Source organism: Buttiauxella cochleicola (assembly GCF_021282405.1).
Taxonomy (GTDB): domain Bacteria; phylum Pseudomonadota; class Gammaproteobacteria; order Enterobacterales; family Enterobacteriaceae; genus Buttiauxella; species Buttiauxella massiliensis.
Map to the genome: position 1 here is coordinate 183,000 of NZ_JAJSOU010000003.1, position 20,887 is coordinate 203,886.

Annotated in this window: 17 protein-coding genes; 10 read left to right on the forward strand and 7 right to left on the reverse strand. The window is 51.0% G+C overall.

Translation table 11 applies throughout. The annotated features are described in order from the left end of the window. Positions 1-189: 189 nt before the first annotated feature. Positions 190-519 carry a YbaB/EbfC family nucleoid-associated protein gene (locus LVQ79_RS05250; protein ID WP_034458087.1) on the forward strand — a complete coding sequence of 110 codons (330 nt, stop codon included), beginning with the start codon at positions 190-192 and terminating at the stop codon, positions 517-519. A gap of 287 nt (positions 520-806) precedes the next feature. Here the strand turns inward: LVQ79_RS05250 and LVQ79_RS05255 are convergent, their stop codons facing one another. Further along, the gene (locus tag LVQ79_RS05255; RefSeq protein WP_226812123.1) at positions 807-1,718 is read right to left on the reverse strand and encodes a LysR family transcriptional regulator; all 912 of its coding nucleotides are present in this window, start codon (positions 1,716-1,718) and stop codon (positions 807-809) included. Positions 1,719-1,822: 104 nt separating this feature from the next. Here LVQ79_RS05255 and LVQ79_RS05260 point away from each other — a divergent pair, with 104 nt between their 5' ends. From LVQ79_RS05260 to LVQ79_RS05295, 8 genes are all read left to right on the forward strand, one after another. After that, positions 1,823-2,692 (forward strand): pirin family protein, encoded by an 870-nt coding sequence (locus LVQ79_RS05260; protein WP_232864141.1) that lies wholly within the window; start codon positions 1,823-1,825, stop codon positions 2,690-2,692. A gap of 107 nt (positions 2,693-2,799) precedes the next feature. Continuing rightward, positions 2,800-3,405 (forward strand): recombination mediator RecR, encoded by a 606-nt coding sequence (recR, locus tag LVQ79_RS05265; RefSeq protein ID WP_034458095.1) that lies wholly within the window; start codon positions 2,800-2,802, stop codon positions 3,403-3,405. A gap of 117 nt (positions 3,406-3,522) precedes the next feature. After that, on the forward strand, positions 3,523-5,397 hold the full coding sequence (gene htpG / locus LVQ79_RS05270) for a molecular chaperone HtpG (protein WP_232864142.1): 1,875 nt from the start codon (positions 3,523-3,525) through the stop codon (positions 5,395-5,397). 206 nt (positions 5,398-5,603) lie between these two features. Continuing rightward, complete coding sequence (gene adk, locus LVQ79_RS05275; RefSeq protein ID WP_034458097.1) at positions 5,604-6,248, forward strand: adenylate kinase; 645 nt, start codon at positions 5,604-5,606, stop codon at positions 6,246-6,248. 183 nt (positions 6,249-6,431) lie between these two features. Beyond that, positions 6,432-7,394 carry a ferrochelatase gene (gene hemH / locus LVQ79_RS05280; RefSeq protein ID WP_232864143.1) on the forward strand — a complete coding sequence of 321 codons (963 nt, stop codon included), beginning with the start codon at positions 6,432-6,434 and terminating at the stop codon, positions 7,392-7,394. A gap of 63 nt (positions 7,395-7,457) precedes the next feature. Further along, entirely contained in the window at positions 7,458-8,762 is a 1,305-nt protein-coding gene (locus LVQ79_RS05285) for an inosine/guanosine kinase (RefSeq protein WP_151994783.1), read from the forward strand. Between the two features lie 177 nt (positions 8,763-8,939). After that, positions 8,940-9,188 (forward strand): helix-turn-helix domain-containing protein, encoded by a 249-nt coding sequence (locus LVQ79_RS05290; RefSeq protein ID WP_151994784.1) that lies wholly within the window; start codon positions 8,940-8,942, stop codon positions 9,186-9,188. Then, complete coding sequence (locus LVQ79_RS05295; protein WP_232864144.1) at positions 9,189-10,505, forward strand: type II toxin-antitoxin system HipA family toxin; 1,317 nt, start codon at positions 9,189-9,191, stop codon at positions 10,503-10,505. Positions 10,506-10,544: 39 nt separating this feature from the next. Here LVQ79_RS05295 and ybaL read toward each other — a convergent pair whose 3' ends face one another. Beyond that, a complete protein-coding gene (ybaL, locus tag LVQ79_RS05300; protein WP_232864145.1) occupies positions 10,545-12,206 on the reverse strand; it encodes a YbaL family putative K(+) efflux transporter in 1,662 nt (553 codons plus the stop codon). Positions 12,207-12,421: 215 nt separating this feature from the next. Then, a complete protein-coding gene (locus LVQ79_RS05305) occupies positions 12,422-13,630 on the reverse strand; it encodes an MFS transporter (protein WP_064516732.1) in 1,209 nt (402 codons plus the stop codon). Between the two features lie 189 nt (positions 13,631-13,819). Between LVQ79_RS05305 and ushA the strand changes: the two genes are divergently transcribed. Next, positions 13,820-15,472, forward strand: coding sequence for a bifunctional UDP-sugar hydrolase/5'-nucleotidase UshA (gene ushA, locus LVQ79_RS05310; RefSeq protein ID WP_232864146.1), 1,653 nt, complete (start codon positions 13,820-13,822; stop codon positions 15,470-15,472). An 85-nt stretch (positions 15,473-15,557) separates the two neighbouring features. Here ushA and LVQ79_RS05315 read toward each other — a convergent pair whose 3' ends face one another. The 4 genes from LVQ79_RS05315 to copA all read right to left on the reverse strand — a co-directional run bounded on the left by LVQ79_RS05315 (position 15,558) and on the right by copA (position 20,823). Continuing rightward, complete coding sequence (locus LVQ79_RS05315; protein WP_232864147.1) at positions 15,558-16,445, reverse strand: AraC family transcriptional regulator; 888 nt, start codon at positions 16,443-16,445, stop codon at positions 15,558-15,560. 82 nt (positions 16,446-16,527) lie between these two features. Continuing rightward, positions 16,528-17,007, reverse strand: a complete 480-nt coding sequence (gene ybaK / locus LVQ79_RS05320) for a Cys-tRNA(Pro)/Cys-tRNA(Cys) deacylase YbaK (protein ID WP_232864148.1) — start codon at positions 17,005-17,007, stop codon at positions 16,528-16,530. 411 nt (positions 17,008-17,418) lie between these two features. Continuing rightward, positions 17,419-18,225: a TraB/GumN family protein gene (locus LVQ79_RS05325; protein WP_232864149.1), complete on the reverse strand. Its 807-nt coding sequence runs from the start codon at positions 18,223-18,225 to the stop codon at positions 17,419-17,421. 90 nt (positions 18,226-18,315) lie between these two features. Beyond that, positions 18,316-20,823 carry a copper-exporting P-type ATPase CopA gene (gene copA, locus LVQ79_RS05330; RefSeq protein WP_232864150.1) on the reverse strand — a complete coding sequence of 836 codons (2,508 nt, stop codon included), beginning with the start codon at positions 20,821-20,823 and terminating at the stop codon, positions 18,316-18,318. Positions 20,824-20,887: the final 64 nt, after the last annotated feature.

Below are 20,887 nucleotides of genomic sequence, written 5' to 3' on the forward strand. Positions count from 1 at the left end.
TTCAAGTTGCAGGGTTGTTGGCTGCTCTCGTTCACCCGAATCACTTACTCAAGTAAGCTCATCGGGATTCATTCGATTGCCGCCTACCTGCATCTTGAAGTAGCTTGGGTATATGCCGGTTTGTTGTAAACCCTGATAGCCGATAATCGTCACGTACGGTTAGTCGGCCCGAGCAAAAGAGAGAAGACTATGTTTGGAAAAGGCGGTCTGGGCAACATCATGAAGCAAGCCCAGCAGATGCAGGAAAAAATGGCCCAGGTTCAGGAAGAAATCGCCCAAATGGAAGTCACTGGCGAATCTGGCGCGGGTCTGGTCAAAGTCACCATCAACGGCGCGCACAACTGCCGTCGCGTGGAAATCGATCCAAGCCTGATGGAAGACGACAAAGAGATGGTTGAAGATCTGGTTGCTGCGGCCTTCAACGATGCGGCTCGTCGTATCGGCGAAGCGCAGAAAGAGAAAATGGCTGGCGTGTCCAGCGGGATGCAGTTGCCACCAGGCTTCAAAATGCCATTCTGATTTTCCGTCATTCTTCGTGTTGCGGGGGCGTTGGCTACGTTATTCGGCTCATCCGTGAGCCTCACCCCTTCGGGGCCGCAGCAAGCAGCGTTCAAATCTGCTCCCGGCAGATTTGTCACAAACCCCAGTCACTTACTGATGTAAGCTCCTGGGGATTATGAGCCTCGTCCATGAGGCTCACCCTTTGGGCCAGCGCAAGCGCTGTTCAAATCTGTTCCAGACAGATTTGTTGCTCACTTGCCGCCTTCCCGCAACGCGAATTATTTTGGAAAATCAATTTTCCAGGTCTACTCCTCTTCAAACTCTGCATAACTCTCCACCAGAAAATCAATCAATGCCCTGACAGCCGGTAACTGGCCGCGCCGTGAAGGAAACACCAAATGAATAACCTCACGCCTTGCTCGCCACTCCGGTAACAAACGCACCAGGCTTCCGTCTGCCAGTTGCTTGTTGACCATCAATATCGGCAACTGAACCAACCCCACACCTGCCAGCGCAGCCGCTCGCAGCGCATCCATATCAGTGGTCACAAAACGTGGCTTGTGATGCAGCGTTACTTCCTGATTATCCGGGCCGAACAGGCACCAGCGGTAAATCTGCTGCGGTTTTGACAACGCAAGGCTTGGCCAGTGCTGAAGATCTGCCGGTGATGCAGGCGTTGTAAAGCGCTCAACCAGTTCCGGGCTGGCGACCAGGCACATGCCGCGATCCGCCAGTTTACGCATCACCAGATCGCTATCGTCCAACGGCAATGGACGTACCCGCACCGCTAAGTCGACATTTTCATTTAGTACATCAACCTGGCGATTTGTCTCTTCTAGCTGCACGGTGACTTGCGGATAAAGCGCCATAAACTTCGCCAGCATCTCCCCGATATGCACATGCAGCAGGGCAATCGGGCAGCTCAGGCGGATCAGCCCGCGAGGCTCTGCGCGCAAAGAGTTAATCGCTTCCTGAGCGGCTTCGGCTTCAATAATCATCGCCTTGCAGTGGCGATAAAAAATCTGCCCGGCTTCGGTCACTGTGAAACTGCGTGTTGAACGCTGAATCAGGCGTGTCTCAAGACTTTCTTCCAGTAGTGCAATTCGGCGACTCAAGCGTGATTTTGGAATACCGATAACGCGGCTCGCTGGAGAAAACCCTCCGTTATCGACCACTTGCACGAAATACCACAGATCGTTGAGGTCTTGCATTGCCATTGTCCTGTTTATGGAACACTGAGTTCATTTTCAGAGTCTACCGGGGGATTCGTCTTATGAGTAAGCTTTATCTCAACAGAAATCGACACTCAATGGAGATAACGATGAAATCAATTCTTGGCGTTTATTCAGCACCGGCTTCCCACTGGGTGGGCGATGGCTTCCCGGTTCGCTCACTGTTTTCTTACTCAAAATTTGAAAAACAGCTCAGCCCGTTCCTGCTGCTCGATTACGCAGGCCCAGCGGAATTTAAGCCGAGCAACAAAGGGCAGCGTGGCGTTGATGTACACCCGCACCGCGGTTTTGAAACGGTCACCATCGTCTACAAAGGCGAAGTGGCGCACCGCGACTCCACCGGCAGCGGCGGGGTGATTGGCCCGGGTGACGTGCAGTGGATGACCGCGGGTAGTGGCATTTTGCATGAAGAGTTCCACTCACCGGTGTTTAGCGAGAAGGGCGGTACGCTTGAAATGGTTCAGCTGTGGGTCAACTTGCCAGCCAAAGACAAGTCGACACCACCGAACTACCAGTCCATTACCGACGCCGATATTCCGGTCGTGACACTGCCGGATAACGCAGGACAGGTGCGAGTCATCGCAGGTGAAATGGATGGCGCAAAAGGCCCGGCACACACGTTTTCTCCACTGCGTGTGCTGGATATGCGGCTCAATGCGCACAGTTCTACACAACTGACGCTGCCAGATGGCTGGAACACGGCGCTGGTGGTTCTCAAAGGCACGGTACAGGTCAATGGGCAGGAAGTGGTTCGCGAAGCGCAACTGGTGGTGCTGGATGCTAAAGGCGAAACGGTGACGCTTGAAGCCAACAATGATGCCGTTGTGTTGGTGTTGAGCGGTGAGCCGCTTAATGAGCCAGTGGTCGGCTACGGACCGTTTGTGATGAACACTCGTGAGGAAATCAAAGAGGCCATTGACGATTTTAATCAGGGAAAATTTGGTCAGAAGATAGCGTAAATCATTCCCCCTGTGCGAGTCATCGCGCAGGGGGAATATCTTTTTCTATGTCCTTCAGCGGGGCTAATGTTAGGCTATGGCCCACTCTTTTTTCAGAAGTCTGAGCGATGCAAACCAGTCCTTTACTAACCGCCCTTATGGAATCCTTGCGCTGCCTGCCAGGCGTTGGCCCAAAGTCTGCCCAACGTATGGCGTTCGCGCTCCTGCAACGCGACCGCAGCGGTGGGATGCGTCTTGCTCAAGCGTTAACACGCGCGATGTCTGAAATCGGCCACTGTGCTGATTGCCGTACTTTTACTGAACAGGAAGTGTGCGCAATCTGCGCCAATCCGCGTCGTCAGGAAAATGGCCAGATTTGTGTGGTGGAAACCCCGGCAGATATTCACGCTATTGAAGCGACCGGCCAATTTTCCGGGCGCTATTTCGTACTGATGGGGCATTTATCTCCGATAGATGGTATTGGCCCGCAAGACATTGGCCTCGATAGGCTTGAACAGCGTCTTGAGCGCGAAACCATTAAAGAACTTATTCTTGCCACCAACCCAACCGTGGAAGGTGAAGCCACCGCCAACTACATTGCCGAGTTATGCGGGCAATATGGTGTGGATGCCAGTCGTATCGCGCATGGTGTACCTGTGGGCGGCGAGCTGGAAATGGTCGATGGGACCACGCTTTCGCACTCTCTCGCAGGGCGTCACAAGATTAATTTCTAATCACTTGCGGGGAGGTTTTTAATCCTCCCGCTTGAAAACCCTCCTTTCTATCCTCATATCACCCTCAGCGTTTTAAAACCCCCTGCGTATTTTGATTTTGTTGAGGTATCAATGACCATGAAAGGACAAGAGACACGTGGCTTCCAGTCTGAAGTGAAACAACTTCTGCACCTGATGATCCACTCCCTCTACTCAAATAAAGAAATTTTCCTACGTGAGCTGATCTCCAACGCCTCTGATGCGGCAGACAAATTGCGCTTCCGCGCATTGTCTCAGGCAGACCTGTACGAAGGTGATGGTGAGCTGCGCGTGCGTGTCTCTTTTGATAAAGAAAAACGCACTTTGACCATTGCCGACAACGGCATCGGTATGACGCGCGACGAAGCGATTGATCACCTCGGTACGATTGCAAAATCTGGCACCAAAGCGTTCCTCGAATCTATGGGTTCTGACCAGGCGAAAGACAGCCAGCTTATCGGCCAGTTTGGTGTCGGCTTCTACTCTGCGTTTATCGTGGCAGATAAAGTGACTGTGCGTACTCGCGCAGCAGGTGTGCCTGCAGATCAAGCTGTGTTCTGGGAATCAGAAGGTGCTGGCGAATATACCGTTGCGGATATCACTAAAGCCGATCGCGGAACTGAAATTACCCTGCACCTGCGTGAAGGTGAAGATGAGTTCTTAGACGACTGGCGCGTGCGTTCGACTATCAGCAAATACTCTGACCACATCGCTTTGCCGGTTGAGATTGAAACTCGCGAAGAGAAAGATGGCGAAACCATCATCGGCTGGGAAAAAATCAACAAAGCGCAGGCTTTGTGGACGCGTAGCAAGTCTGAAATCAAAGACGAAGAGTACAACGAGTTCTACAAACATGTGGCTCATGACTTTACCGACCCGCTGACTTATAGCCATAACCGCGTGGAAGGGAAGCAAGAGTACACCAGCCTTCTGTATATCCCGTCTCAGGCGCCGTGGGATATGTGGAACCGTGACCATAAACACGGCCTAAAGCTGTACGTGCAGCGCGTGTTCATCATGGACGACGCTGAGCAGTTCATGCCGAACTACCTGCGTTTCGTGCGTGGTCTGATAGATTCCAACGATCTGCCGCTGAACGTGTCGCGTGAAATTCTGCAAGACAGCCGTGTAACGCAGAATCTGCGTAGTGCGCTGACCAAACGCGTATTGCAGATGCTGGAAAAACTGGCGAAAGACGACAGCGAAAAATACCAGACCTTCTGGAAAAACTTCGGCCTGGTGCTGAAAGAAGGCCCTGCTGAAGACAACGCAAACCAGGAAGCTATCGCTAAACTGCTGCGCTTTGCGACCACGCATACCGATTCCGCTGCACAAACCGTGTCGCTGGAAGAGTACGTGTCGCGCATGAAAGAAGGGCAGGAGAAGATTTACTACATCACTGCCGACAGCTATGCCGCCGCGAAGAGCAGCCCGCATCTGGAATTGCTGCGTAAGAAAGGCATCGAAGTGTTGCTGCTTTCTGACCGCATCGATGAGTGGATGATGAGCTACCTGACCGAATTCGACGGCAAAATGTTCCAGTCAGTCAGCAAAACTGACGAGTCACTGGAAAAAATGGCTGACGAAGAGACTCCGGAAGCGAAAGAAGCTGAAAAAGCACTTGAGCCGTTTGTTGACCGTGTGAAAACCCTGCTGGGTGAGCGCGTGAAAGAAGTGCGTCTGACGCACCGTCTGACCGACACGCCAGCTATCGTGACCACCGACAGCAACGACATGAGCACGCAAATGGCCAAATTGTTTGCTGCTGCGGGCCAGGAAGTGCCGGAAGTGAAGTACATCTTTGAGCTGAACCCGGATCATGGTCTCGTGAAACGTGTTGCGGATACTCAGGATGAAGCACAGTTCTCTGAGTGGGTTGAGCTGCTGCTTGACCAGGCACTGTTAGCTGAGCGCGGTACTCTGGAAGATCCAAACCAGTTTATCCGTCGTATGAACCAGTTGCTGGTTTCTTAATGACAGGGGCGGGTAGCGATTACGTTTACCCGCCATCGCCATCAAGAAAAGATAAAAACCTGCCAAAACGGCAGGTTTTTTTTCATCTAAACGCCGCTAACAGCGCTCACAAGCCCCGCTATTCTTGAGGTGAATACGTCTTTAATGGTAAGGTCATCGCCTCTGCTTTAAATAATCAAAAATCCAAACGAATGGGGAATTACGCAATGCGTATTATTCTGCTTGGCGCTCCGGGCGCAGGTAAAGGAACTCAGGCTCAGTTCATCATGGAGAAATATGGCATTCCGCAAATCTCCACCGGTGACATGCTGCGTGCTGCAGTGAAATCTGGCTCAGAACTGGGCAAACAAGCAAAAGACATCATGGATGCCGGTAAACTGGTTACAGATGAACTGGTTATCGCTCTGGTTAAAGAACGCATTACCCAGGAAGATTGCCGTAACGGTTTCCTGCTTGATGGTTTCCCTCGCACTATTCCACAAGCTGATGCAATGAAAGAAGCGGGCATCAATGTGGACGTAGTTCTGGAGTTCGCCGTGCCGGATGAGCTGATTGTTGAGCGTATCGTTGGCCGTCGCGTACATGCGCCATCGGGCCGCGTTTATCATGTCACCTTCAATCCACCGAAAGTGGAAGGTAAAGACGACGCAACGGGCGAAGAACTGACTACCCGTAAAGACGATCAGGAAGAGACCGTGCGTAAGCGCCTGGTGGAATACCATCAGATGACCGCTCCGCTGATCTCTTACTACAGCAAAGAAGCTGAAGCCGGTAACACCAAATACGTGAAAATCGACGGCACCCGTAAAGTGACCGAAGTGAGTGCTGAGCTGGCTAAAATCCTCGGCTAACCCCACCCGTAATCTTTCAAGTTGCAGATAACACACCTGCACCTCGAAATCTTTTGGGTAGATAAAAATACCAGGACCTGTTCCTGGTATTTTTTTACCCAAATTTTACCCTTTCATTGTAATCGGTTCTCCTGAAGCGCTTTTACGTTACAATTATCAGCAATCTGTTGATAAGGAGTGGAAATGAATCAGGAAAAAGTGGGTATCTTACTGGCAAACCTTGGCACGCCTGACGCACCCACTCCGGCGGCGGTAAAACGCTATTTACGCCAGTTTTTGAGCGACAAACGCGTGGTTGATACACCGCGCCTGATTTGGTGGCCGCTATTGCGTGGCGTGATTCTCCCTCTGCGTTCTGCTCGTGTCGCCAAGCTTTATCAGTCGGTATGGATGGACGAAGGTTCTCCACTGTTGGTTTATAGCCGTCGCCAACAGGCCGCACTGGCCGCGCAATTACCTGATGTACCGGTCGCACTCGGTATGAGCTACGGCACGCCGTCGCTGAAAAGTGCGGTGGAAGAACTGATGACGCATCACGTTGACCATATCGTTGTGCTGCCGCTGTATCCGCAGTTTTCCTGCTCGACGGTCGCCGCCGTGTGGGACGAATTAGGGCGCATTTTTGCCGATTACCGTTCCTTGCCGTCGATTTCCCTGATTCGTGATTATGCTGACGACGAGTCCTACATCAACGCGCTGGTGGCGTCGGTCAGAGAATCTTTTGCAAAGCACGACGAACCAGATTTGTTGCTGCTCTCCTATCACGGGATTCCCCAGCGTTACGCCAACGAAGGCGATGATTACCCGCAACGATGCCGAGACACGACCCGTGAATTGCTTTCGGCACTTGAGCTCCCGCCAGAAAAAGTGATGATGACGTACCAGTCGCGTTTTGGCCGTGAGCCGTGGTTGATGCCTTACACCGATGAAACGCTGAAAATGCTGGCGGAGAAAGGGGTGAAACACATTCAGGTTATGTGCCCAGGTTTTTCTGCCGATTGCCTCGAAACGCTTGAAGAAATGGCGGTACAAAACCGTGAAGTGTTCCTCGAAGCAGGCGGTACAAAGTATGAATATATTCCTGCGCTCAATGACGACCCAGCCCACATCGCAATGATGATGAATCTGGTGCAGAAATATCGCTGATCTCGACTAGGGCCGTTAATGTGCTACCATTTCCGGCCTGATTAGCAACCTCCGAACAACATCATGAAATTTCCCGGCAAACGAAAATCCAAACACTACTTCCCTGTAAACGCACGTGACCCATTACTGCAACAGGTTCAGCCTGAAAGCGAAACAGGCACTTCCTGGATAGTCGGGATAGACCAAACGCTGGTGGATATCGAAGCCAAAGTGGACGATGCGTTCGTTCATCGTTACGGTCTGAGTTTCGGGCACTCACTGGTTATTGAAGATGATGTTGCGGAAGCGCTGTATCAGGAGTTGGTGAAAAAAGATCTGATTACCCACCAGTTTGCTGGTGGCACCATTGGCAACACCATGCACAACTATTCGGTTTTGGCCGATGACCGCTCTGTTTTGCTGGGCGTGATGTGCAGCAATATCGAAATTGGTAGCTACGCCTACCGCTACCTTTGCAACACCTCCAGCCGTACCGATCTCAACTATCTACAAGGTGTTAACGGCGCGATTGGCCGCTGCTTTACGCTGATTGGCGAGCAGGGCGAGCGTACTTTTGCGATAAGCCCTGGCCATATGAACCAGTTGCGTGCCGAAAATATCCCTGAAGAGGTGATTGCGGGTGCCTCTGCGTTGGTTCTGACTTCCTATCTGGTGCGCTGCAAAGATGGCGAACCAATGCCGGAAGCCACCATGCAAGCAATCGCGTATGCGAAAAAATACAACGTTCCTGTGGTGCTCACACTTGGCACCAAATACGTCATCGCAGAAAACCCGGAGTGGTGGCAGGCATTCTTGAAAGAACATGTCTCAATTCTTGCGATGAACGAAGAGGAAGGGCTGGCACTGACCGGTGAGAGCGATCCATTACTGGCGGCGGATAAGGCGTTGGATTGGGTTGATTTAGTGTTGTGTACCGCAGGGCCAGTTGGTTTGTACATGGCGGGCTTTACTGAAGAGTCCTCTAAACGCACGACCCAACATCCGCTGCTGCCGGGTGCGATTGCCGAGTTTAACCAGTACGAATTTAGCCGTGCAATGCGCCATAAAGACTGCCAGAACCCGATGCGTATTTTCTCGCATATCGCGCCATACATGGGCGGGCCTGAAAAAATCATGAACACCAATGGTGCGGGCGACGGTGCGCTAGCGGCATTGCTGCACGATATTACAGCGAACAATTATCACCGTTCTAACGTGCCAAACTCCAGCAAACACCAGCATACCTGGCTGACCTATTCGTCTTTGGCACAAGTGTGTAAATATGCAAACCGCGTAAGTTACCAGGTGTTGAACCAGCACTCTCCGCGCCTGACGCGTGGCTTGCCAGAGCGCGAAGATAGCCTCGAAGAGTCTTATTGGGCGCGTTAAAACTTTAGGTGCAGTAATGCTTCAGAAGGCTGGTAAGCAAAACTTACCGGCCTTTTTTATACGCTAATGCCGGTAAAACAGATTTTACACGCTAGTGCCGGTAAAATTGATTTTATACGCTAGTGCCGGTAAAATTTATTTTACACGCTAGTGCCGGTAAAAGGGGTAAGACGCACAATGAAAATTACTTCTCCAGAACAGTTAGCCATTTTCCTGAAGGACACTCGCAAACAGGAAAAGCAAACGCAGGAAATGTTAGCTGAGAAAGTCGGTTTACGGCAGGATACAATCTCAAAATTCGAAAAAAATCCTGCTAAAACGCAAATCGAAACTCTGTTTAAAATTCTATCTTCCATGAATATGGAACTTCATATTGAGCCGAAAACCGGTCATGGCCGTGCCGAGGCATGGAAAGAGGAGTGGTAGATGAAAAGCTTGTCCGTATTTATGAATGGATATCTGGTTGGGAAGTTGATGCAAGAAGAGAACGGCGCTAATTCTTTTCAGTATGAAGATAGCTGGCTAAACACCAGCGGCGCCCGTCCAATATCACTTTCCATGCCGCTGCGGGCAACAGAATATACGGGTGAAGTTGTTTTTAACTTTTTTGATAATTTGTTACCTGATAGCCGCCAAACTCGCGAGCGGATAGCCAGTCGCTATCAGGCAAACTCTCTTCAGCCATTTGATTTACTTTATGAAATTGGCAGGGATTGCGTTGGTGCACTGATACTACAACCGCCAGAAGAGGCTATTCAGAATATAGAGAAAATAGATGGCGAGGTACTTGATAGCAAAGAACTCGACATCATTCTGACTGGCTATTTGAATTACTCCCGTTACCGGCAACAAGAAGTGCGCGATTTTCGTATTTCAATCGCAGGGGCACAAGAAAAGACGGCATTGCTTCGCTATCAGGATTGCTGGCAATTACCTAAAGGCATTACACCGACTACCCATATATTCAAATTGCCCGTTGGCGAAATCCAGGGGCATAGCTTTACGTTAGACCTCCGTGAAAGTGTCGAAAATGAGTGGCTCAGTATGTTATTGGCGAGGTTGTATGGGCTGGAAGTAGCAGATTGTGAAATCGTTGCCACCCAGAACACTAAGGCGTTAGCGGTAAAACGCTTTGATCGTCGTTTTGTTAGTAATAATAGCTGGATCGCCCGTTTGCCACAGGAAGATATTTGCCAGGCGCTTGGCATCTCATCAACCAAAAAATATGAAAGTGACGGCGGCCCCGGGATTTCTGTGATCATGAGGTTTTTATTGGGCTCTGATCATGCTGAAAAAGATCGCGATAACTTTATGCGTAGCCATATTCTTTTCTGGTTATTAGCTGCGAGTGATGGCCATGCCAAAAACTATTCAGTCTCGATTATGCCGGGTGGAGGATACTGCCTCACGCCGCTATACGATATTATGTCCTGTTACCCACTTATTGGTGGGGGTGGTCTTGCGAAGCAGGATATCAAAATGGCGATGGCGTTGGCTTCAACAGGGAAAGGAAAAAAATATGAATGGAATATGATCTTTCCACGCCATTTCCTGGCAACGGCTAAAAAATGTGGTTTTAGTGAGTCCCGCATGGCGGAGTTGATAGAGGAGTTTTACCTAAAGACACCAGAAGTACTCAAGCAGGCAAGAGAATTGCTTCCTGCAACATTCCCTGAGCATATCAGTGATGCAATATTTAATGGTGTGGAAAACGCGGTCTGTCGCCTTGCTAAATTAAATTAGAGTGGGCTGGACCCACTCTAAAACATCACCAATGACTACTTACTGAACGGTTGAATGTTCCAGCATTCCCATCATGGTATTGGCTATCTCGCGCTCACCCATCACGACACGATTGGCACCACGTTCGGTGATGTAATCCACTTCATCGTCATAATGAGCACGGGCAATAATCTCGATATTCGGGCATTTCGCACGCGCTGCTGCAACAATTTCACCCGCCTCGTAGCCATTAGGGATCGTCAGCAATAACCAACGGGCGCAATCCAGATGGGCGAGATTCATTATCTCTTCATTGGCCGCATTGCCGAGCACTGCGCGAATCCCACGTTCACGTAGCTCATCGACCCGGCTGCGAGACGTTTCAATCACCACCAGCGGAATGCCCTGAGCCAGCAATTTCTCACCCAGCAAGCTGCCTACACGCCCAAAACCAACCAGCAACGCGTGGTGGCAAATATCGACCGGAATTTGCTTCTCGTCTTCGATAGCTTCTTCCAGCGTCTGCTCTTCCAGCGTTTCGGTTTTTGCGAGATAACGCTCAAGCACTGCAAACAAAATAGGATTGAGCATAATCGACAAAATCGCCCCTGCCAGCACCAGATTTTGCCCGGTCTGCGGCAGCAGGTTTAGCGCCATACCGAGGCCTGCAAGGATAAAGGCGAACTCACCAATTTGTGCAAGGCTTGTGGCGATGGTTAATGCCGTGCGTTGCGAGTGACCAAACAGACGCACCAGGAAGAAGGCGGCTAGCGACTTACCAAAGACGATGATCGCAACCGTACCTAGTACCGCGAGCGGTTCCTGAATCAAAATTAATGGGTCGAACAACATACCTACGGAGACAAAGAACAGCACGGCAAACGCATCACGCAGTGGCAGCGTGTCGTGTGCGGCACGGTGGCTTAATTCAGATTCATTGAGCACCATGCCTGCGAAGAATGCCCCCAGGGCGAATGAAACATCAAACAGTTCGACCGCACCAAAAGCAATGCCCAGCGCCAGCGCGAGAACGGCTAGCGTGAAGAGTTCGCGCGAACCGGTTGCGGCACTTCGCGCCAGAATCCAAGGCACCACGCGGCGGCCAACAATCAGCATAATGGCAATAAACGCCACCACTTTACCGATGGTCAAACCCAAATCCAGAGTCAGAGTCGCAAAGCCAAGGTCGCCTTGTTCCATCATTCCGGCGACAGCTGGCAACAGAACCAGCGTTAACACCATCACCAGATCTTCAACTATCAGCCAGCCAATGGCGATTTGCCCGCGCTGGCTATCAATGAGTTGCCGTTCTTCAAGCGCGCGTAGCAGCACCACGGTACTGGCGGTTGAAAGGCATAACCCAAATACGATGCCGGTCATCAGCGACCAGCCCATCAATGATGAGAGCGCCATTCCCAGTAGCGTCGCCACACCAATCTGGGCGATAGCTCCGGGGATGGCGATGGCCTTTACCGCCATCAAATCCTTTAACGAAAAGTGCAAACCAACGCCAAACATCAGCAGAATCACGCCCAGCTCAGCTAATTCGGGGGCAAGTTTAGTGTCTGCGACAAAGCCTGGCGTAAAAGGGCCGGCCAATACCCCTGCTAGTAAGTAGCCCACCAGAGGTGAGATGCGAAGTTTGTTGGCGACCATACCGAGCAAAAAGGCCAATACGAGGCCGCCGACAATGGTGGTGATAAGCGGGGTGGCGTGATGCATTCCGTCTCCTTTCGTAACAAATAAGATCCAATAACCTACATTTAGTTTATGACAATTTTTTAATCGATGTGTGTGTTAAATAGATCGTTTTTTAATAAAAGGCGCATTTAGACAAAAATTGGCATCTGAAGGGGGTTTTATACACTTAGTTTAAGAAAGGTATGGGTAAACGTGGGTAATATAAAGGGTCAGAGGCAATCTCTGACCCTTTATAACTATGACTTATGGCGATTATCAGGCAGGAATATGGTCAATATGCCGAGAAGTGGCAGGAAAGCACATATTTTATAGACTAACTCGATACTTGTATGGTCGGCTACCAGGCCGAGTATTGCAGCACCCAGCCCACCCATCCCAAAAGCAAAACCGAAAAATAGCCCGGAAACCATGCCGATACGCCCAGGCATCAGCTCTTGCGCGTAAACCAGAATCGCTGAAAATGCGGAGGCTAGGATAAAGCCAATAATCACGGTCAGAATCCCGGTCCAGTAAAGCGAAACATATGGCAGAAACAGGGTAAATGGCGCGACGCCCAGGATTGAACCCCAGATAACGTATTTGCGACCGATTTTATCGCCCACCGGCCCACCAATTACTGTCCCGGCAGCGACTGCAAACAGGAAGGCAAATAGATGGAATTGGGCATTTTGCACCGATAAACCAAATTTGTGCATCAGGTAGAAGGTGTAATAGCTGCTGATACTCGCCATATAAAAATACTTGGAGAAAATCAGTACCAGCAATACAGACACCGCCTGAATCACTTGCTTGCGTGGCAGCGGGTTAACGACAGGTGCTGCGGTTTTACCTTTCGCCATACGATGTTGCGCCGCATACCAACGGCTAATTTGCAGCAATACGATAATTGCCAGTAGAGCGGCCAACACAAACCAGCCCACATTGCCTTTGCCGTAAGGCGCAATAATCAGCGCAGCCAGCAACGGCCCTAGAGAGCTACCAAAGTTGCCGCCAACCTGGAACAGCGACTGCGCAAGGCCGTGACGGCCACCGGATGCCATACGCGCTACGCGGGATGATTCCGGGTGGAAAACGGAAGAACCGGTTCCTACAAGCCCGGCTGCCAATAGCACCATTGGGAAGCTGCCCGCCAAAGCGAGGATAACTAACCCGCAAAGTGTGAAGCACATACCAATCGGCAACGACCACGGCATCGGGTATTTGTCGGTGTAGTATCCTACCACCGGCTGAAGGAGCGATGAGGTCACCTGGAAGGTGAGCGTTATCATCCCAATCTGCACAAAGCTCAGAGAGAACTCGCTCTGGAGTAGCGGGTAGAGCGCCAGAATAAGCGACTGAATCATATCGTTGAGCAAATGGGAGAGACTAATTGCCCCCAGAATGCCAAACGCGGTGCGAGCCTTTTTAGGCTCAGGCGATGCGAGAGTTTGTTCCGAGATTGCCATAAATACCTGCAAAGAATTGATTGTATTATTTTATATCGGTTCAGCGATGGAACCGTGGGAAACAGTTACCCTGCTAACATACCTGCAGGAACTTTCTGAAGAAAGTCACAATCGTGAAAAGTTATTTGTCTATGCTAGTAGCTGTCTGCTATTGGTGCGGAAGTATTTTTTTGAATATGGAGATTTGCAATGAAGTTCGTCGTGAAAGGGGTGACCGCAGCACTGCTTATCGCAGTCGGCTTGACCAGCGCATCTGCACTGGCCTGGGAAAAAGATAAAACTTATAACATCACCATTTTACACACCAATGATCACCACGGTCATTTCTGGCGCAATGAACACGCGGAATATGGCCTGGCTGCACAGAAAACTCTGGTGGATAGCATTCGTAAAGAGGTGGCAGAGAAGGGAGGCAGCGTACTGTTACTCTCTGGCGGCGACATCAACACTGGTGTACCTGAATCTGACTTGCAAGATGCAGAACCTGATTTTCGTGGCATGAACCTGATTGGTTATGACGCGATGGCAATCGGCAACCACGAATTCGACAAACCGCTGACCGTATTACGTCAGCAAGAAAAGTGGGCCAAATTCCCGCTGCTTTCGGCCAACATTTACCAGAAAAGCACCGGCGAGCGTCTATTTAAGCCTTGGGCCATCTTTAAGCCACAGGATATTAAAATCGCGGTTATCGGTTTAACCACAGACGACACCGCGAAAATTGGCAACCCGGAAAACTTCACCGATATCGAATTCCGCAAACCTGCTGAAGAAGCAAAGCTGGTGATTCAGGAGCTGCAAAGTACTGAAAAACCAGATGTGTTAATCGCGGCAACCCATATGGGCCACTATGACAACGGCGACCATGGCTCTAACGCGCCGGGCGACGTAGAAATGGCGCGCAGCCTCCCTGCTGGTGCGTTGACGATGATTGTTGGCGGGCACTCACAAGATCCGGTCTGCATGGCTTCGGAAAATAAAAAGCAGGTGGATTACGTGCCTGGCACGCCATGTGCGCCGGATCAGCAAAACGGTATCTGGATTGTGCAGGCCCATGAGTGGGGCAAATACGTAGGTCGTGCTGATTTTGAATTCCGTAATGGTGAAATGAAACTGGTGCATTACCAGCTGATCCCCATCAATCTGAAGAAAAAAATCACCTACGATAACGGTGAAAGCGAGCGCGTGCTTTACACGCCACAGATCCCGGAAAACCAGCAAATGCTCTCACTGCTGACGCCATTCCAGAATAAAGGCCAGGCGCAGTTGAATGTTAAAGTGGGCAGCGTTAACGGCCACTTGGAAGGCGATCGTAGCAAAGTACGTTTCGTGCAAACCAACCTGGCGCGTCTGCTGTTGGCGGCACAAATGGACCGTACCGGTGCTGATTTTGCTGTGATGAGCGGCGGTGGCATTCGTGATTCGATTGAAACCGGCGACATCACTTATAAAGATGTGCTGAAGGTTCAGCCGTTTGGTAACACAGTGGTTTATACCGATATGACGGGCAAAGAAGCTACCGAATATCTCAGTGCCGTAGCGCAGAAAAAACCAGACTCGGGTGCCTACCCGCAGTTCGCGAATGTCAGCTTTGTGGCAACCGCTACTGGCCTACAGGACCTGAAAATCAAAGGTGAGCCGGTTGACCCTGCGAAAACCTACCGTATGGCGACGTTAAACTTTAACGCTTCCGGAGGTGATGGCTATCCTGCTATCGATAAAAAACCGGGCTATGTGAACACCGGTTTTGTGGATGCAGAAGTGCTGAAGCAATATATCGAGAAGAACTCACCACTTGATGTTAATGCTTATGAGCCGAAAGGCGAGGTGATCTGGCAGTAAGGCAATTTGTCGGATGTCGCTACGCTAATCCAACCTACAAGGTAACTTTTGTAAGGGGATTAGCGGAAACGACATCCACCATTCTTTATTTCAATGGCAGTAAAATATCAGTCTGCTGCACATGCTCGGGATGGTCTTTATCGAGTTCGAGGTAGCGGAAATAGACCGGAAAATCGCGTAACTCCTCACCGCTGTTTGGCAACCATTGGCGATAAAGATAATAAACGCTATCGCTGATGCGCTCATAAGCACCAACGTGACGCACCACGGCACAACGCCCACCGGGTAATGTTTTACTGATAACGCCCTGAGGATTTTCAGGAACCCGTCCGTTGGCCTTCGGGTTTAGCTCTCCACATACATCAAAACGAAATTCCGGGCCCGGTGTGGTCAGCGGGTCGTTCCACGGAACGCCGTAAGTCCCTTGAGTACTGTAATCCGAAAGCCCTGATGCTTTACGCCATTCAATAAACGCCGCGACGGTATTATTTACGTGCATAGGATCGCCAAGATGCTCAAGCACCGCGACTTTCATCGGTTCGACAATAATGATTTTCACGTCCATATTTTTTAACCTCTGCTGATTTTCCCGTCCGGGAAATTGAAAATGCACATGCCAGTCAACCCAAACAGGATCTTTGCGAAACTCGCTGGGTGTCAGGCCGAAGGTATTTTTGAAGGCACGGGAAAATGATTCAGGGTTTTCAAACCCGGCATCGAGAGCAATGTTAATCACTCTTTCCTGCGGGTTGCTCACCAGCCGGAAAGAGGCCCGTTTTAGCCGCATTAGAGTGATGTAACGGCTAACGCTGATTCCGCAAAACTGGCTGAATTGCCGGTGAAAATGAAAACGCGAAAAACAGGCGACTTCACTTAGTTGCTCGACCGTTAACGCGCTATCAAGATGCTGTTCAATCCAGGCAAACACTTGCTCAAAACGTCGGGCATAAAGTTCGTGTCTTTCGCTATTCATTATTCCTCCCTCAAGCATTTACTTTGCCAGCGACTCTCTTTTACGTCCTGACTGAGATTGCTATTTTGGGAGGAAATAACGATCAGTCGCGGCGAGCAATCTCAGCAAACGTGGCTTTCAGCAGTTTTGCCAGATCCGCTGCGGCAAGTTCGATATCCAGCCCGCGTTTACCACCCGACACGTAAATCGACGGGAATTCCTGAGCGGGGGCATCGATAACCGTTGGCAGCAGCTTCTTTTGCCCCAGAGGGCTGATACCGCCCACCAGATAACCCGTAATGCGCTGCGCGACCATGGGATCGGCCATATCCACTTTTTTGGCACCCAATGCTTTTGCCACTTTTTTCAAGTCCAGTTGGCCGGAAACTGGGGTGACGGCAACCGCCAGGTGTTTCATGTCCCCGTTAATGGCAACGAGCAGGGTTTTGTAGACTTGCTCGGCATTCAGGCCGAGTTTACGTACCACTTCATCACCAAAGTTTGTTTCACTTGGGTCGTGGTCATAAGCATGTAACTGAAATGGAACACGGTTTTTTTCGAGAAGTTTTACGGCGGGTGTCATGGAGCCTTCTTAGTAAATTTGTATGGTATACGCACAAATTAATAAACAGGGTGATAAGTCTTTCAAATACTATAATGTCACGCAATAGTGTTGGCGTTAATCGTTACATTGAGCGACAATTCTGTATCTGGCCATTAATTTGGCCAGAATAATTAAAATAATATACAAATTCCTCTTTGACGGGCCGATAGCGATATTGGCCGTTTTTTTTCCCGGTCGTCATACTTCAAGCTGCTGGTGCGTTGGCTTTCCTCGTTCACCCCAGTCACTTACTGGAGTAAGCTCCCGGGGATTCACTGCGTCGCCGCGTTACTCGGCGTAGCCTCGCCCCGAAGGGGCCAGCGCAAGCGCTGTTCAAAAGGCTAAAGCCTTTTGTCCTGCAACTCGAATTATTTAGACCAGGCTTTCCGCTTATTTAGTGGGATTTTTCAATAGCCCTGGTAAGTTTCCCTCACCGTATAAATGCAGTGCTCCGACGGCCACAACGTAGCGTCCGGCAGGAAGTTGTTGCAAGAAATGCAGCCACTGAAGGTTACGTTGATGCATAAGAACATCGTATAACTCATCGCCAAATGTATTGGGCAATAGCACTTTCCCACTTTGCGGTGGCGACTCCAGCCACCAGCTAATCATCGTTTGCAGCAAACGCGCATTGGTGTGCCAATGGGTGAGCGTATCGGTTAATAACGGCATGCCGCCATCAGGAAGGCGGGTGAGAATGTCCACCTGATGCTGCGCACCTTCCAGTTCAATAATCGGTACTGCCTGCGCCTTCGCGGCTTCCAGCAACTGAAAATCAATCCCGTAATCGGCTCTTAATCCTAGTCGCTGTGCCTGGTGGGCCTGTAGCACCAGCGCAATTTGCCAGGCGGGTTGATTATCAATTTGGCTCAGGGGGATTCCCAACTCCTGGATTAACGACACCACCTGCGCCCAATCATCAGCTGATAGTCGTTGCTCAAGCGGGAGTTCATCGGGATTATTCGGGAAGGGGGAACCGCCTTCGGATATGTCGGCTTCAACAATTAGCGCATCGGAATTGTTGAGTTTATCGATAAGCTTGCTCGACAGCGGCGCCATGTCGCGCGTACCCATATGAATGCTGCCGACAAGGTGAAGATGGCGATCTCCGGGTAGAACAATATCCATAGCAGGCCAGGGGTATTGGGGTTTAAAAAGGCTTGAAAACAATGAGGTAATTCGCGATAGCAGACCCATTTGCAGATTCCCTGGCTAAAAAGTCATGCTACCGCTGCGAGTGGCCTGGTGCAAATTTCCCCACGGTTTTTACGCCGTGGGGAAGTTCATTCAGTCCTTCGGTTTAAAGCGCAACAAACGGTTGGCGTTACTGACCACAGTAATAGATGACAGTGCCATTGCAGCACCTGCAACTACTGGGTTGAGCAGCGTTCCGGTCAGTGGATATAAAATCCCTGCAGCAATTGGGATACCCAACGTGTTGTAGATAAACGCCCCGACCAGGTTCTGCTTCATGTTACGCAAAGTCGCTTTAGATATTGCCAGCGCATCAGCGACACCCACCAGGCTGTGGCGCATCAACGTGATGGCTGCGGTTTCGATAGCCACATCGCTGCCGCCTCCCATTGCAATACCCACTTCAGCCTGTGCTAACGCTGGCGCATCGTTGATACCATCGCCGACCATCGCAACTTGTCGCCCTTGTTGTTGCAGCTTTTTAATCGCTTCGGCTTTGCCATCCGGCAATACGCCCGCGATGACCTCATCAATACCCGCTTCTTTGGCGATGGCGTTAGCCGTAGTGGGGTTGTCGCCGGTCAACATCACCAGGCGGTAGCCGTTACGGTGCAAGCGTTGCAGGGCGCTAATACTGTCGGCACGCAGCGGGTCGCGGATGGCGAGCAGGGCGACCAGTTTACCGTCGACCGCCAGCAACACCGGAGTTGCACCACGGCTTGCCTGTGCTTCAATTTCAGCAGCCATAGGGCCGGTATCGACGTTTTGCTCATCAAGCAGTGCTTTGTTGCCAAGCAGTAATTGATGCCCTTCGGTTTCACCGCTAACCCCCAACCCACGTAGGGTGCGGAAGGCATTAACCTGCGGTAACTCAGCCCCTTCGGCTTTATCGAGAATAGCGCGAGCAAGTGGGTGGCTTGATCCTTGTTCAAGGGCCGCCGCAAGTCTTAATGCATCAGCTTCTGAACAGTCGTTGTAAGTCACGACGGCGACAACCTGCGGTTTGCCTTCGGTTAGCGTACCGGTTTTATCAAACACAATTGTATCGAGTGTGCTGGCGCCTTGCAGGGCATCGGCATCACGCACTAATACGCCAAACTCAGCGGCACGACCTACACCGGAAATAATCGACATTGGTGTTGCCAGACCCAGGGCACAAGGGCAGGCGATAATCAGTACAGTAGTGGCAATCACCAGCGTATAAACAATTTGCGGAGCCGGGCCGAAGAAGTACCAGATTGCGGCGCTAAACAAAGCAATCAGTACCACTACAGGCACAAACACCGCTGAGATTTTATCGGCAAGCTGGCCAATTTCAGGCTTGCTGCTTTGCGCCTGGCGCACCATACGAATAATGCGCGAAAGCGTGGTGTGGTTGCCGGTTGCGGTGGCACGGAATAATACGCTGCCGTCTTGTACCACGGTGCCTGCATGAATCGGTTCGTCGTTGGATTTTTGCTGCGGAACAGGTTCTCCGGTCAGCATCGCTTCATCAAACCAGGCTTCGCCCTGGGTGATTTCACCGTCGACCGGCACGCGGTCACCGGTGGTTAAACGCAAGATCATGCCTGCGGTGACCTCTGCCAGTGGCAGCGTCTTTTCACCTTCTTCGGTGACAACTCGTGCTGTTGGTGGCGTTAAGTCCAGCAACCGTTCCAGCGCTTTAGAAGAGCGTTGGCGCGCACGTTGTTCCAGCATATGCCCAAGGTTTATCAGGCCGATAATCATCGCACTGGCCTCGTAATAGAGGTGGCGCGCTTCCATTGGGAAGTGCTGTGGCCAGATATTCACCGTAATGGAATAAATCCACGCGGCGCCGGTGCCTAGCGCAACAAGCGTATCCATGGTGGCGGTTTTGTTCAGCAAGCTGCGCCAGGCGCTGCGATAGAAATGCCCACCGGCAAACACCATCACGGCCAGCGTGATAATCCCGATGGTCAGCCATAACGAGCGGTTGTCGTCGGTGACCATCATGTTGTCACCGAACATTCCCCAGATCATTACCGGGATACCGACAGCCAGGGCCAGAATAGCCTGCCAACGGAAGCGCTTCACAGCGGCGTTGGCTGTCTCTTGTTGGCGTTCACGGCGTTTCGCATCATCTTCGATGGCTTCCGCACCATACCCGACACTTTCCACCGCTTTTACTAAAGATTCGGCAGAGGCAGAGCCCATAATCAGGGCGCTGCGCTCGGCAAGGTTTACCCGCGCCAGGCTGACACCAGGGACATTTTGCAATGCACTTTGTACCCGGGTGACACAGCTGGCACAGCTCATCCCGTTGATCAACAACTGTTGGCTATCGTCGTCATCTTCGGTAGCTGTCGGAAGCTTCAATGCGTCCGCTGTCAGCACTTCCGACGGGATTGATGACTCTGTCAGCGGATCAGACTTTGGGTGGCTGGCCGCAGTTGCCTCGTACCCGGCTTGTTTTATGGTGTTGATTAACTCATCAACGGAAGCCGTTCCGGTTACGCTGGCGTGAGTTTGCGTGACTTCAGCTGTATCAACGTCAGGACGTTGCTCCAGGCTTTCTTTAACGCGTTTAACGCAATGGCCACAGGTCAGGCCATCAAGGTTTAGATCGATAACGTGAGACATTTTCAGACTCCTTTTATTTAACAGTACGACAAGCTTAAACCTTCCCCTCAGGGGAAGGTCAAGC